General features: G+C 74.9%; 10 protein-coding genes. 8 read left to right on the top strand and 2 right to left on the bottom strand.

Going from position 1 to position 13,676, the window contains the following annotated elements; genetic code table 11:
* Window positions 1-14: 14 nt before the first annotated feature.
* The 4 genes from L1857_RS29155 (at window position 15) to ligD (ending at window position 5,334) form a co-directional block, all read left to right on the top strand.
* Entirely contained in the window at window positions 15-392 is a 378-nt protein-coding gene (locus tag L1857_RS29155) for a hypothetical protein (protein ID WP_094004203.1), read from the top strand.
* Window positions 393-458: 66 nt separating this feature from the next.
* Complete coding sequence (locus L1857_RS29150; RefSeq protein ID WP_116113963.1) at window positions 459-1,451, top strand: NAD(+)/NADH kinase; 993 nt, start codon at window positions 459-461, stop codon at window positions 1,449-1,451.
* A gap of 23 nt (window positions 1,452-1,474) precedes the next feature.
* Window positions 1,475-4,336, top strand: coding sequence for a helix-turn-helix transcriptional regulator (locus L1857_RS29145; RefSeq protein WP_249466890.1), 2,862 nt, complete (start codon window positions 1,475-1,477; stop codon window positions 4,334-4,336).
* 41 nt (window positions 4,337-4,377) lie between these two features.
* Window positions 4,378-5,334, top strand: coding sequence for a non-homologous end-joining DNA ligase (gene ligD, locus L1857_RS29140; RefSeq protein WP_205413387.1), 957 nt, complete (start codon window positions 4,378-4,380; stop codon window positions 5,332-5,334).
* On the opposite strand, the gene L1857_RS29135 is transcribed toward ligD, so the two are convergent.
* Window positions 5,321-6,202 (bottom strand): DMT family transporter, encoded by an 882-nt coding sequence (locus tag L1857_RS29135; protein WP_094004206.1) that lies wholly within the window; start codon window positions 6,200-6,202, stop codon window positions 5,321-5,323. The two genes, ligD and L1857_RS29135, sit on opposite strands and share 14 nt — an antisense overlap.
* Window positions 6,203-6,239: 37 nt before the next feature.
* Here L1857_RS29135 and L1857_RS29130 point away from each other — a divergent pair, with 37 nt between their 5' ends.
* The 4 genes from L1857_RS29130 to L1857_RS29115 all read left to right on the top strand — a co-directional run bounded on the left by L1857_RS29130 (window position 6,240) and on the right by L1857_RS29115 (window position 12,757).
* Complete coding sequence (locus tag L1857_RS29130; RefSeq protein ID WP_249466887.1) at window positions 6,240-7,628, top strand: aminotransferase-like domain-containing protein; 1,389 nt, start codon at window positions 6,240-6,242, stop codon at window positions 7,626-7,628.
* A 46-nt stretch (window positions 7,629-7,674) separates the two neighbouring features.
* Window positions 7,675-10,650 (top strand): ATP-binding protein, encoded by a 2,976-nt coding sequence (locus L1857_RS29125; RefSeq protein WP_249466879.1) that lies wholly within the window; start codon window positions 7,675-7,677, stop codon window positions 10,648-10,650.
* Window positions 10,651-10,719: 69 nt separating this feature from the next.
* Entirely contained in the window at window positions 10,720-12,117 is a 1,398-nt protein-coding gene (locus tag L1857_RS29120) for an FAD-binding oxidoreductase (protein WP_094004209.1), read from the top strand.
* A gap of 7 nt (window positions 12,118-12,124) precedes the next feature.
* Window positions 12,125-12,757 (top strand): HD domain-containing protein, encoded by a 633-nt coding sequence (locus L1857_RS29115; protein ID WP_249466873.1) that lies wholly within the window; start codon window positions 12,125-12,127, stop codon window positions 12,755-12,757.
* Here L1857_RS29115 and L1857_RS29110 read toward each other — a convergent pair.
* Window positions 12,744-13,667 carry an SDR family NAD(P)-dependent oxidoreductase gene (locus tag L1857_RS29110; RefSeq protein WP_116113949.1) on the bottom strand — a complete coding sequence of 308 codons (924 nt, stop codon included), beginning with the start codon at window positions 13,665-13,667 and terminating at the stop codon, window positions 12,744-12,746. The genes L1857_RS29115 and L1857_RS29110 overlap by 14 nt on opposite strands.
* Between the last annotated feature and the right edge of the window lie 9 nt (window positions 13,668-13,676).

Below are 13,676 nucleotides of genomic sequence, written 5' to 3'. Positions count from 1 at the left end.
GCGTTGTGCGATTGATGATCGAGGTGGCCGTGCTGGTCGTGGCCGTGGCGACGGCGTTCTGGTTCGGCCGCCGGTCGGCCCGGCCGCGGCGCGGTGCCGGCCCGGTGCCCGCGTTCCGCCTCGACGCCCAGCCGCAGCAGTGGTACCGCCTCACCAACACCGGCCCCGTCCTCGCGACCGGCGTCCGGGTCGACTTCGGCGACCGCTACGACCGCACCCTCACCCGGCGGCTGCCCGACGCGCTCGACCTCGGCCCTGGCGAGTCCGTCACCTTCCTGATGCTGGGCACCTGGGCGACCCCGCGGCCGGCCGAACTGCGGGTGAGCTGCGCCGAACTGCCCAAACCGGCGCTCGTGGCGGTGCCCGAAGGCGCCGAGCCGCTCGCGTCCTGACGCGCCGGGACTAGCTTGGGTACCGAGGAGGCCGGATTCCGAGTGCCTCCGGTCGCGAGGAGGGACATGGCTTCCGTTTCCCGGATCGGGCTGGTCGTGCACGGCGGCAAGGAGGCCGCGCGGCGCACCGCCGGTGAGGTCCGCGCCTGGGCGGCCGCCCGTGGCATCCCGTGCACCGACATCGACGTGTGGGACGACTTCGACGGCCACCGGCGGCACGCGAAGGAAGAGGCCGAGCGGGCGGGCAACCCGGACCTGATCGTGACCGTCGGCGGGGACGGCACCTTCCTGCGCGGGGTGCGGGTCGCCGCGCCGGTCGAGTCGCTGGTGCTCGGTGTGAACGTGGGCCGCGTCGGGTTCCTCACCGAGGTCGCCACCGAGGACGTGGTGGCCGCGCTGGACGCCGTGAACGACGGCGCCTTCCAGGAGGACTCGCGGATGACGCTGACCATGTGCGCGTCCCGGCCGCTGAGCATCCCGAAGGTCATCGAGCCCATGCTGCGCTACGGGCGCGGCCCGGCGCTGCCGCCGCCGACCACCCGCCGGGCCCCGTCCGACGGCGACGGCATCCAGCTCGACGTGCTGGGACTCAACGACATCGTGGTGGAGAAACTGGCCCGCGACCGGCAGGCGAGCCTCGCGGTCTACGTCGACGGGCGGCAGTTCGCCGTCTACTCGACCGACGCGTTCGTCGTGGCGTCCTCGACCGGGTCCACCGCCTACAGCTTCTCCGCGGGTGGCCCGATCGTCTCGCCCGGCCTGGACGCGCTGGTGTTCACCCCGGTCGCGCCGCACATGGTCTTCAACCGCAGTGTGGTGCTGGCGCCGCACCAGCGGGTCGGCATCCGGGTGCTGGAGCACTCCGGGGAGGCCGCGGTGAGCGTCGACGGGCAGCTGCGGGGCGTGCTGGAGCCGGGCGACTGGATCACCGTGCAGGCGGCGAGCCGGCGGGCGCGGCTGATCCGCCTCGACGAACCGGACTTCCTGTGCCGGGTGCGCGACCGGTTCGGGCTGGCCGACTCGGTCGCCGCTCTCGCCGACGAACGGCCCGCGCGCTGAGAGTGCCCGTGGGATCATGAGGCGTGCCTCGCCTCGCCACCGGGATTCCGCTGATCGGCCGCGAACCCGAGCTGGACACCCTGCGTGCCGCGCTGCGCCGCGCCCGCGAGGGGCGGGCGGGTGCGGTCCTGCTGGCCGGTGACGCCGGGGTCGGCAAGTCCCGCCTGCTCGGCGAACTGGTCGCCGGCGCCGACGGGGTGACGGTGCTGTCCGGCCGGTGCCTCGACGTCGGCGAGGCCGGGTTGCCGTACCTGCCCTTCGCCGAGGCGCTGGGCGCGCAGCGGGAGGCCGCGAAGCGGTGGCCCGTGCTCGGCCGCCTGCTGCCCGGCCTGACCCCGCCGGAACGGGCCGACCAGACCATGGAGCGGCTGCGGCTGTTCGACGCGGTGCACGCGGTGCTGGTGGACCTCGCCGCCCGCGGCCCGGTGCTGCTCGCGCTGGAGGACCTGCACTGGGCTGACGCCTCCACCCGCGACCTCGTGTTGTTCCTGCTGTCCCGGCTGGACACCCAGCGGCTGCTGGTGGTGGCCACCTACCGCACCGACGACCTGCACCGCCGTCACCCGCTGCGCCCGCTGCTGGCCGAGGTGTCCCGGCTGCCCGCGGTGGCCCGGATCGAACTGGCCCCGCTCGGCGCCGCCGACACGGTCGCCTTCGTGTCCGCGCTCGCCGAGGGCGCGTTGCCGGACACCACCGTGCACACCGTCGCCGAACGCTCCGAGGGCAACCCGTTCTTCTGCGAGGAGCTGACCGCCGCCGTGCGCCGCGGCGCGACCCTGCCGGACGGGCTGGCCGAACTGCTGCTGGCCCGCGTCGAACGGCTCAGCCCGGAGGCGCAGCGCGTGGTCCGCGCGGTCTCCGGCGCGGCGCAGCTCGTCGCGCACGCCAGCCTGCGCACGGTGTGCGGCCTGGACGAGGACACGCTGGAGAGCGCGTTGCGCGAGGCCGTGCTGCACAACGTCCTCGTCGCCGCGGAGGACGGGTACGCGTTCCGGCACGCGCTGCTGCGCGAAGCGGTCTACGACGACCTGCTGCCCGGGGAACGGGTACGGCTGCACGCCGCGTTCGCCCGCCTGGCCGGGGAGAACGGCACCGCGGCCGCGCTGGCGCACCACAGCTTCCGCAGCCACGACCTGCCGACCGCGCTCGCCGCGTCCGTGCGCGCCGCGGACCAGGCGGCCGGGATGGACGCGCCGGGCGACGCGCTGCACCACCTCGAACAGGCGATGCAGCTGTGGGAGGCGGTGGACGGGCCGGAGCGGATCTGCGGACGGGACCAGCTGGCGCTGCTGCGGTCGGCGGCCGCGATGGCGTCCGCGGCCGGTGAGGTGGAGCGGGCCGTCACCTACGCCCGGTCCGCGGTGGCCGAGGCGGACCTGCGGGACGATCCCGAGCTGGCCGCCGACACCCGGCACCAGCTGGCGATCGCGTTGATCCCGTTCGACGTGCACCGCGGCGAGGTGTCCAAGGCCGTCGCCGAGGCGTGGGAGCTGGTGCGCGACCGCCCGGCCAGCGTCGTCCGCGCGCGGGTGCTCGCGCTGCGGGCCCGCGCCTGGGTGTGGGGCGTGCCGGACGTGGACGTCGACGAGCTGCGTGATCACGTCCAGCAGGCCATCGCCGACGCGCGGGCGGCCGGGGCGCCGGAGGTCGAGGCCGACGGGATGGTCACGCTCGCCGCGTTCGAGGACTGGCAGGGCAACATCGAGCTGTCCACGCGTCTGGGCCTGGCCGCCGCGGAGCGGGCCGCCGAGATCGGTGCGGTCCGGGTCGAGCTGCGGGCGCTGCACAACGTCACCTGCAACCTGCTGGTGAGCGGGGATCTGCGCGGGGCGGCGCGGATGGCGGCGCGGGTGTGGCAGCGCGCGGAGCGGACCGGGCTCGGCTGGAGCGATGTCGGTGTCGACGGGCGCACCGCCGAGCTGTTCGACCTGTACGTGCTCGGCGACTGGGACACCGCGCTGGACCGCGCGGAGGTGCCGGGCGCGCCGCGGTTCGCGCGGGCCCGGATCGGGGCGTACTCCGCGCCGATCCTCGTCGCGCAGGGGCGGTTCGCCGAGGTCGAGGACCTCGCCGCGCGGCTGGCCGGCCAGCGCGACGACGCCCGGGCCGGTGTGCTGCTCGGGATCGCGCTGGCCGAAGCCGCGCAGTGGCGGGGCGATCCGGCGACCGCCGTGGCGGAGATCCGCACCGTGACCGACCGGCTGAGCACGCTCACCCGCTCCAGCCTGGCCGACATGCGGTGGGCGGTCGTCACCGGCGTGTCCGCGCTGGCCGACCTCGCCGAGCAGGCCCGGCGCCGCGGCGCGGACACCGACGAGCTGGTCGGCCAGGGCGAGGAGCTGGCCGCCTGCGGCGAACTGGTGTCGCCGATGCAGGTCCGGCTGGAGGAACGCAGCCCGGACACGCGCGCGCCGACCGCGCGGCTCGCCGCGGAACTGAACCGCCTGCGCGGCGCGGACGCGCCAGCCGCGTGGGCGGTCGCGGTCGAGGAGGCCGCGCCCCTGCCGTACTGGCAGCTGCTCGCCCGATGGCGGTGGGCCGCGGCGCTGCTGGCCCACGGCGAGCGGGACGCGGCGGCCGAGCAGGTCCGGCTGGTGCGGGACGCCGCGGGCGAGCTGGGTGCGCGGCCGTTGGAGTCGGCGGTGGCGGACCTGGCCCGGCGCGGCAGGCTGACCGCCGCGCCCGCCACCGACGTGCTGACCCCGCGGGAACGGGCTGTGCTGGAACTGGTCGCGGACGGGCTGACCAACCGCCAGGTCGGCGAGCGGTTGTTCATCAGCGAGAAGACCGCGAGCGTGCACCTGTCGCGGGTCATGGCGAAGCTGGGAGCGGGCAGCCGCGCCGAGGCGGTGTCCCTGGCGCACCGGCGTGGCCTGCTCGGGTGACCGACTGGCGGCGGCACCCGATCCGGCGCAGCATCGGGGACATGCCGCTGCCCGAGCCCGTCGCCCCCATGCTGGCCGTTCCCGGACCCGTGCGGGACAGCGAGGGCTGGGCGTTCGAGTGGAAGTACGACGGGGTGCGGTGCCAGGCCGCGGTGTCCGGCGGACAGGTCCGGCTCTACTCGCGGCGGCTGCGTGACGTCACCGCCACCTACCCGGAGCTGGCCGTGCTCGGCCGGGACACCCGCACGCTGCTGATCGACGGCGAGGTGGTCGCGCTGGACGAGGACGGCAGGCCGGATTTCGGGCGCCTGCAACAGCGGATGAACCTGTCCGCGCCGACACCCGCGCGGCTGTCCTCGGTGCCGGTCGTGTTCTTCGCGTTCGACCTGCTCCGCGAAGGCACGCGGGACTGCACCGGCCTGCCGTACGAGGAACGCCGGGACCGGTTGCTGGGCCTGGGCATCGACCGGCCGCAGGTGCGGGTGCGGCGGCATTTCCTGGCGTCCGATGTGGAGGGTGCGGAGCTGTTGCGCGCCGCCCGCGAGGTCGGCCTGGAGGGGCTGGTGTCGAAGCGGCTCGGCTCGGCCTACCAGCCCGGCGTCCGGTCGCCGGACTGGGTGAAGACGCCGCTGACCCGCACGCAGGAGGTGGTGATCGCGGGCTGGACCACCGGCGAGGGGCGGCGGTCGGGCACGTTCGGCGCGCTGCTGCTCGGGTTGCACGACGAGACCGGGCTGCGCTTCGCCGGGCACGTCGGCACCGGCTTCACCGACCGCATGCTCGACGATCTGCAGGCCCGCCTGCGCCCGCTCGCGCGCCGCACCAGCCCGTTCGACAGCCCGGTTCCCCGCGAGTACGCCCGCAACGCGCACTGGGTGAAGCCGGAACTGGTGGGCGAGGTGGAGTTCCGGCAGTGGACCTCGGACGGGCGGTTGCGGGCGCCGTCGTGGCGGGGGCTGCGGCCGGACCGGCGGCCGGAAGAGGTCACGCTCGCCTGACCATCCTGGTGCGCACGGCGAGACCGGCGCACGCGATCACCGCGAGGCCGCCGAGCGCGGTGGGCCAGGTGATCGCCTCCCGCAGGAACAGCACCGCCCAGCAGATGGTCAGGACCGGCTGGACCAGCTGGATCTGGCTCACCCGCGCCATCGGGCCGATCGCGAGTCCCCGGTACCACGCGAAGAAGCCGAGGAACATGCTCACCACGCCGAGGTAGGCGAACGCGGCCCAGTCCACGGCGGTGCCGGACGGCGGGTGCTGCCACATCGCGAACCCGGTCAGGGCGATCATCACCGGCGCGGACGCGACCAGCGCCCACGAGATCGTCTGCCACGCGCCGAGTTCGCGGGCCAGCAGACCGCCCTCCGCGTAACCGATCCCGGCCGCGAGCACCGCCCCGAGCAGGAGCAGGTCGGACCAGTGCAGGCGGCCGAAACCGCCCTGCAGGGACGCGAACCCGACCGCGGCGACGGCGCCGACCGCCGCCGTGACCCAGAACCGGACCGGTGGCCGTTCCCGCCCGCGCAGCACGGCGATCACCGCGGTCGCGGCGGGCAGCAGCGCGATCACCACGGCGCTGTGGCTGGCCGAGGCGGTGGTCAGCGCGAACGAGGTCAGCACGGGGAACCCGACGACCACGCCCGCGGCGACGATCGCGAGGCGGAACCACTGCACGCCCCGCGGCAGGCGTTGCCGGGTGACCGCGAGCGCGCCGGCGGCGAGCAGGGCGGCGACGACGGCCCGGCCGCAGCCGATGAACAGCGGCGACATGGCGCCGACGGCGACCCGGGTGAACGGGACGGTGAACGAGAACGCCGTGACCCCGAGCAGACCCCAGCCGAGACCGGCCCGCGCGGGGGATAGCACCGGACGGTCGGCGAGAGTAGCGCTACTATCCTGCCTCATGTCTGACGATAGCAGCTCCCGCATCGTCGCCGGGCTCCGCGAGTGGATCGCGTCCGCCGAGCCGGGTGCGCGGCTGCCGTCCACGCGGACGCTGGTCGCCGAGTACGCGGCGAGCCCGGTGACCGTCCAGAAGGCGTTGCGGACGCTCACCGCGCACGGGCTGGTGGAGAGCCGGCCCGGCGTGGGGACGTTCGTGCGGGCGGTGCGGGTGCCGCGCGCGAACGACTACGGGTGGCAGACCGCGGCGCTCGGGTCGCCGCCGCACCGCCTGCCGCGGATGTCGACCGCGTTGCGCTCGGTGCCCAACGACGCGATCGCGCTGCACTCGGGCTACCCGGACCGCGAGCTGCTGCCCGAACGGCTGGTGCGGGCCGCGTTCACCCGTGCCGCCCGGGGCGGTTCCGCGGTCAGCCGGCCGCCGGTCGCCGGGTTGCCGGAGCTGCAGGCGTGGTTCGCCGCCGAGCTGGGCTGCGCGGCGCCGGGCGACGTGGTCGTGTTCCCCGGGAGCCAGAGCGGGCTCAGCGCGGCGTTCCGGGGGCTGGTCGGGGCGGGGGCGCCGCTGGTGCTGGAATCGCCGACGTACTGGGGCGCGATCCTCGCCGCCGCGCAGGCCGGGGTGCGGGTGGTGCCGGTGCCCAGCGGGCCGCACGGCCCGGATCCGGACGAGCTGGACTGCGCGTTCCGCCGGACCGGGGCGCGGGCGTTCTACGCGCAACCGAACTTCGCCAACCCGACCGGGGCCCGGTGGTCGCCGGAGCTGGGGGACCGGGTCCTCGGCGTCGTCCGCGAGCACGGCGCGTTCCTGATCGAGGACGACTGGGCGCACGACTTCGGGATCTCGGCGGAGGTGGTCCCGCTCGCCACTCGCGACGACCGCGGGCACGTGGTGTACCTGCGCTCGCTGACGAAGAGCGTGTCCCCGGCGGTGCGGGTGGCCGGGATCGTCGCGCGGGGCGCCGCCCGGGAACGCATCCTGGCCAGCGCGCAGGGCGAGTCGATGTACGTGAGCGGGCTGCTGCAGGCGGTCGCGCTCGACGTCGTCACGCAGCCCGGATGGCGTACGCATCTGCGGGGCCTGCGCCGCCAGCTGGCCGCGCGCCGCGACCTGCTCGTCGAGGCGCTGCGGGAACACGTCCCGACGGCGCGCCTGGACGGCGTGCCGCAGGGCGGGCTGAACCTGTGGGTGCGGCTGCCCGACGCCACCGACGCACCGCGCCTGGCCCGCGACTGCGAGGCGGCCGGGGTGGTGGTGAACCCGGGCAGCGAGTGGTTCCCCGCGGAGCCGCCCGGGGTGTACCTGCGGCTCAACTACTCCGGCCCGAACCCCGGCGCTTTTCCCGAAGGGGCGCGGATTCTCGGCAACGCACTGGCCCGGCAAGGGGTTTAGGGATTTCGTCGTCGATCCGGTCCCCGCCGCGGTCTAGGCTGTCTGGATGCTGCGGGTCTCCCTCTTGGGAGAGCAGGCGATCCTCGACGAAGCGGACGGCTCGGTGGTGACACGTTCGCCACGCACCGTCGCGCTCGTCGCGTTCCTCGTCGTCCACGCGGGCGTGCCCCAGCCGCGGCAGCGCATCGCCGAGCTGTTCTGGCCCGACTCGTCCGAACCGCAGGCCCTGACGAACCTCCGCCGCGAACTGCACCACCTGCGTCACACCCTCGGCGAGGACTGCCTGGTGGTGACGCCGAAGGACCTGTGCTGGCGGGACAGCGCGACCATCCGCGTGGACGTGCGCGACTTCCAGCTCACCTGCGCGGCGATCCAGTCCGGCCACGCCGTCCTCGACCACGCCCCGGCCGCGATCGCGCTCTACCACGGTGAATTCCTGCCCGGCACCACCGACGAGTGGGTCATCCAGCCGCGCGCCGAACTCGAATCCTCCTGCGTGCGGCTGTGCGATCTGCTGTGCGAGGCGCGGAAGAGCCGCGGGGACCTGCCCGGCGCCGCCGAAGCCGCCCGCCGCCGCATCCAGCTGCGGCCGCTGGAGGAACACGGCTACCGCGCGTTGATGGACCTGCAGGCCGCGATGGGTGACCGGGCCAGCGCCGTCAGCACCTACCACCAGTGCGCGTCCACTCTGGAACGCGAACTCGGCGTCGTCCCGGACGAGGCGACTCGCCGCGCGCTGCGGCGCCTGCTCGACCGCCCCGCCGCGGGCCCGCGCCCCGGCACCACGGGGCTCGTCGGGCGCGGCAGGGAGATGGCCGTCCTGTCGCGCGTCTGGCAGACCGCGGCGGCCGGGCGCCCCGGACTGGTGCTGGTGAGCGGCGGCGCCGGGGTCGGCAAGAGCCGCCTGGTCGCCGAACTCGCCGCCGCGGCCCGCGCGCACGGCGCGATCGTGGCCACCTCGCAGTGCTTCGGCACGCCCGGGCGGCTGCCGCTGGCGCCGGTCGCGGACTGGCTGCGCACGCCGGCGGTGCGGGCCGCGACCGCGAACCTGGAACCGGTGTGGCGCGCCGAGGTGGACCGGCTCGTGCCCGCCGGCCGGTCCCGGAGCGAGCCGGACACCGGCCCCCGCGCGATGGTCGACGCCTGGCAGCGGCACCGGTTCTTCGAAGGGCTCGCGCGGGCGCTCACCGGCGCCGGCCGCCCGACGCTGCTGGTGCTGGACAACCTGCAGTGGTGCGATCAGGAAACCCTGGCGTTCCTGGTGTTCTGCCTCGGTCTCACCACGGACGCGCCGGTCCTCGTCGCCGCGACCCTGCGCACCGACGGCGAGTGGCCGCAACTGGGCGAGTGGACCACCCGCATGCGCGCCACCGGCCTGCTCACCGAGCTGCCCCTGAACCCGCTAGACGTCACCGAGTCCGCCCGGCTGGCCGAACTGATCTCCGGGCAGCCGCTCACCCCGGCCGACCGCGCGCTGCTGCAGGCCACCACCGGCGGGTTCCCGCTCTACGTCGTCGAAGCCGTCCGCGGCAAGGCACTGCCCGGCAGCGATCTCACCGACGTGCTGCGCAACCGCATCGAGCAGGCCGGCCCCGCCGCGCGCAAGATCGCCGGGCTCGCCGCCGCGGTCGGCCGCGACTTCACGCTCGCGCTGCTCACCGAGGCCAGCGACCTGGAACCGGACACCGTCGTCCAGGCCGTCGACGAGCTGTGGCGGCGCCGCATCATCCACGAGATCGGCGGCGGCTACGACTTCAGCCACGACCTGCTCCGCGACACCGCCTACCACCTGGTCAGCCCGCCCAACCGGTGGCTGCTGCACCAGCGCGTCGCGCAGGCGCTGGAACTGCTGCACGCCGGCGACACCGACCCGGTCTCCGGCCGCCTCGCCGAGCAGTACGCGCGAGGCGGGCGGCCGGACCGCGCGGTCGGTTTCTACCGGCGCGCCGCGGCCTTCGCCTCCAGCACCTTCGCCCACGCCGAGGCGATCCGGCTGCACCAGCAGGCCCTGGACATCGTGCGCGCGCACCCGGACAGCGCCGAGTCCGCCCGTCAGGAGCTGGCGATCCTGGAGACGATGGCGGCACCGCTGAACGCCCGCCACGGGTACGCCTCCCCGCAGTTGCAGCAGGCCCTGGAACGCACGGTCGCCCTCGCCAAGCGGCTGGGGCGGCGGGATTCGATGCTCACCGCGATGGTCGGGCTCTGGGCGTCGCGCTTCGTGCAGGGCCGCACCGCCGACGCCTACCAGGTCGCCACGACCGTGCTGAACCTCGTCGACCCGGACTCCGAGCTGCGTGGATCGGCGCACTTCGCGTTCGGCGGGTCCGCGACGAGCCTCGGGCGGCCCGCCGAGGCGCTGCGGCACTTCGACCTCGCCGTGAAACTGACCCGGGAGGCCCCGTCGCTGACCGTGGGCACCCGCCCGGACGTGCACGCCACCGCGTGGGCCGCGCACCCGCACTGGCTGCTCGGCCACACCGGCGAGGCGCTGGCCGCCTGCCAGGACGCCGTCGACCTCGCCCGGTCCACCGAGCACCCGTACAGCCTCGCCGTCGCGCTGGCCTACGCCGGGATCACCTACCAGATGTGCGGTGAGGTGGACCGGCTCGGCGACACCGTGCGCGAGCTGGGCGAGCTGTGCGACCGATACGGGTTCGCCTACTACCGGGAATGGGGCCTGGTGCTGGGCGGCTGGCGGACCGGGCGGCCCGGCGTCGCGCGGCGCGGCATCGACAACCTGCGCGCGGAGGGCTCGTTCGCGCGGATGCCGTACTGGCTCGCGCTGCTGGCCGACCTGTCCGCGCCGGACGCCGCCCGCGCGACCCTGGACGCCGCGATCGTCGCCGGGCAGGCCCGCGACGACGTGTGGTGGATGCCCGAGGTGATGCGCAAGCGCGCCGCCCTCGACGACCCGGCCACCGCGATCTCCCGGCTGCGCTCGGCGGTGCGGCTCGCCGAGGCGCAGGGCAGTCTCGCGCTGGTGCGGCGGTGCGAGCACGACCTCGGCGTCCGGGCGTGAGCCCGCGCGGGCGAACGCTGCGCGAACGCCCGGTCCCTAGCGTCGTGGCGACCCACCCGAGGAGGAGCCATGACCACCATCGCCACCGCGCCGTTCTCCGAACTCGCCGCCGCCCTGCGCGGAGACCTCGTGCTGCCGCAGGACCCCAACTACGACGCCGCGCGCGCCGTCTACAACGGCCTGATCGACCGCAGGCCCGCCGCGGTCGTCCGGGTTCGCGACACCGCGGACGTCGTCGCGTGCGTGAAGTTCGCGCGGGCGCACGACATCACGATCGCCGTCCGCGGCGGGGGCCACAACGCGGGCGGCCTCGGCGTCGCCGACGACGCCCTGGTGATCGACTTCGCGTTGCTGCACAGCACCACCGTCGACCCCGAGCACCACACCGTCCGCGCCGACGCGGGGTGCACGTGGGCCGACGTCGACCACGCCACGGTCCCGTTCGGCATGGCCGTGCCGTGCGGGTTCCTCGGCTCGACCGGGGTCGCGGGGCTGACGCTCGGCGGTGGGGTCGGATACCTGTCCCGGAAGTTCGGGCTCACCGTGGACAACCTGCTCTCGGCCGACGTGGTGCTGGCCGACGGCACGCTCGTGACCGCGAACGAGACCTCCCACCCGGACCTGTTCTGGGCGCTGCGCGGCGGTGGCGGGAACTTCGGCGTGGTCACGTCGTTCACGTTCCGCGCGCACGACATCGGCGAGCGCGGCGTCATCATCGGCGGGCCGGTGCTCTACGACCTGGCCGACACCGCGGACGTGATGCGCTGGTACCGCGAGCTGCTGCCGTCGCTGCCGGAGGAGCTGTCCGGCTGGCTCGGGCTGCTGACCATCCCGCCGGCGCCGCCGTTCCCGGAGGAGCTGTGGGGACGCAAGGCGTGCGGCATCGTCTGGTGCTACACCGGGTCGCACGACCGCGCGGACGAGGTGCTGGAGCCGGTGAAGACCCACGGTTCGCCGCTGGTGGTGGGCCTGCAGGAGATGCCGCACAACGTCCTGCAGACCGCCTTCGACGCGCTGTACCCGCCCGGGCTGCGGTGGTACTGGAAGGCCGATTTCTTCTCGGAGATCACCGACGAGGCGATCGACGTGCACGTCCGGTACGGGCAGATGCTGCCGACGCCGTTCTCCACGATGCACCTGTACCCGATCGACGGCGCCGCGGCGCGCGTCCGGGCCGAGTCGACGGCGTTCGGCTACCGCGACGGCGGGTGGGCCGGGGTGATCGTCGGGGTGTCGCCGGAGCCGTCGGACGTGGCCGAGATGACCCGCTGGGCCAAGGACTACTGGTCCGATCTGCACCCGACGTCGGCCGGCGGGGCGTACGTCAACTTCATGATGGACGACGAGGGCCAGGAGCGCGTGCGGGCGTCCTACCGCGGCAACTACGACCGGCTGGCGCGGATCAAGGCCCAGTACGACCCGGAGAACGTCTTCCACGTCAACCAGAACATCCGTCCCGCGCGATGATGGGTACGTGCGGACGGAGTGGGTGAGCGCGGTACGGGCGCTCGGTGGCGACGGCGATGTGGCGGCGGACGCGGCGGCGGACCTGGCCGCCCGGTACGCGGAGCCGCATCGCCGCTACCACGACACGGCGCACGTGCTCGCGGTGCTGCGGGATTCGGCGGCGCTCGCGGCGGAGCTGCGGTTGCCGCCGGAGGAGCGCGCGGTGCTCACCCTGGCCGCCGCACACGACGTCGTGTACGACGGGCGGCCCGGTGAGGACGAACGGCGCAGCGCCGAGTGGGCGGTCTCGTGGCTGCGCCGGGCCGGGGTGTCCGCCGGCCACGTGTCGCGGGTCGAGGAGCTGGTGCTGGCCACGCTGACGCACGCGGCTCCGGACGGCGACCTGACCGCGCAGGCGCTGCTCGACGCCGACCTGGCGATCCTCGGCGCCGGCGAAGCCACCTACGACCGCTACCGCACCGCGGTGCGCGCCGAGTACGCCCCGATCTCGACCGAGTTGTGGCGCGCCGGGCGGTCGGCCGTGCTCGCGGACCTGCTGGCGCGGGAGCCGCTGTACGCCACGGCGGCCGCGCGGTTGCGGTGGGAGGCCGCGGCCAAGGTGAACCTCGCGCGGGAGCTGGCGTCGCTCAGAACGCCGTGACGCCGGTCAGCTCCGCGGACAGTGCCCAGAGCCGCTCGGCCTGGGCGGGGTCCACGGCGTAGTCGCGCACGCCCGCGATCATCTCCGTGCTTTCGGTGGGTTCGGCGATGTCGCAGTCCTCGCAGTAGAGGCCGCCGAGGCCGTCGAGCTGGGGTGAGGTGGCGGCCCAGACCTGGGTGGCCGCGCCCTGCTCCGGGGTCTTGAAGCTGGGGTCGGCGGGGTTGCCGTGCTCGTCGATCCAGCCGGCGGCCAACATGTCCGCGGTGTCGAGGTGCCGCTGCAGTGGCGTGAGGATCGCGCCGGGGTGCAGGGAGAACGCGCGGGCGCGCTCGCGGCCGAGGACGTCCAGCTGCCGCGCGAAGAGCGCGTTGGCCGTTTTCGACTGGGCGTAGGCGAGCCAGCGGTCGTAGCCGCCGTCGAAGTGGACGTCGTCCCACCGGATTCCGGACAGCTGGTGCCCGGCCGAGGACACCACCACCACGCGCGCGCCCGGGGCGATGGCCGGCCAGAGGAGGTTGACCAGCGCGAAGTGGCCGAGGTGGTTGACCGCGAAGTGCGACTCCCAGCCCGGCCCGACGCGGGTTTCCGGGGCGGCCATGATGCCGGCGCCGGCGATGAGGATGTCGATGGCGCGGCCGGAGGCGAGGAACCTCTCCGCGAACCGGTGGACGCTGCCGAGGTCGGCGAGATCGAGTTCGTCCACTTCGGCCGCTTCGCGCGCGGCCGCCGGGCGGCGGGCGGGAACGACGACGTGGGCGCCCGCGCGGGTGAGCGCGCGGGTGGTGGCCAGGCCGATGCCGGAGTAGCCGCCGGTGACGATGGCGAGCTTGCCGGTGAGGTCCACCCCGGCGAGGACCTCGTCGGCGGTGGTGCGGGCACCGAAGCCGGTGCCGAGGGGTTTCTGGATCATGGCCGTGAC

It is taken from the genome of Amycolatopsis thermalba (assembly GCF_023376025.1).
In the GTDB taxonomy this organism is placed as follows: Bacteria; Actinomycetota; Actinomycetes; order Mycobacteriales; family Pseudonocardiaceae; genus Amycolatopsis_E; species Amycolatopsis_E thermalba.
The sequence above is the reverse complement of the archived record's forward strand: the minus strand, read 5'-3'. Positions and strand labels throughout refer to the sequence as shown.

Coding starts and splice junctions, on each gene's coding strand:
- L1857_RS29155 (WP_094004203.1), top strand. CDS start 15: ATGATCGAGGTGGCCGTGCTGGTCGTGGCCGTGGCGACGGCGTTCTGG.
- L1857_RS29150 (WP_116113963.1), top strand. CDS start 459: ATGGCTTCCGTTTCCCGGATCGGGCTGGTCGTGCACGGCGGCAAGGAG.
- ligD (WP_205413387.1), top strand. CDS start 4,378: ATGCCGCTGCCCGAGCCCGTCGCCCCCATGCTGGCCGTTCCCGGACCC.
- L1857_RS29130 (WP_249466887.1), top strand. CDS start 6,240: ATGTCTGACGATAGCAGCTCCCGCATCGTCGCCGGGCTCCGCGAGTGG.
- L1857_RS29125 (WP_249466879.1), top strand. CDS start 7,675: ATGCTGCGGGTCTCCCTCTTGGGAGAGCAGGCGATCCTCGACGAAGCG.
- L1857_RS29120 (WP_094004209.1), top strand. CDS start 10,720: ATGACCACCATCGCCACCGCGCCGTTCTCCGAACTCGCCGCCGCCCTG.
- L1857_RS29110 (WP_116113949.1), bottom strand. CDS start 13,667: ATGATCCAGAAACCCCTCGGCACCGGCTTCGGTGCCCGCACCACCGCC.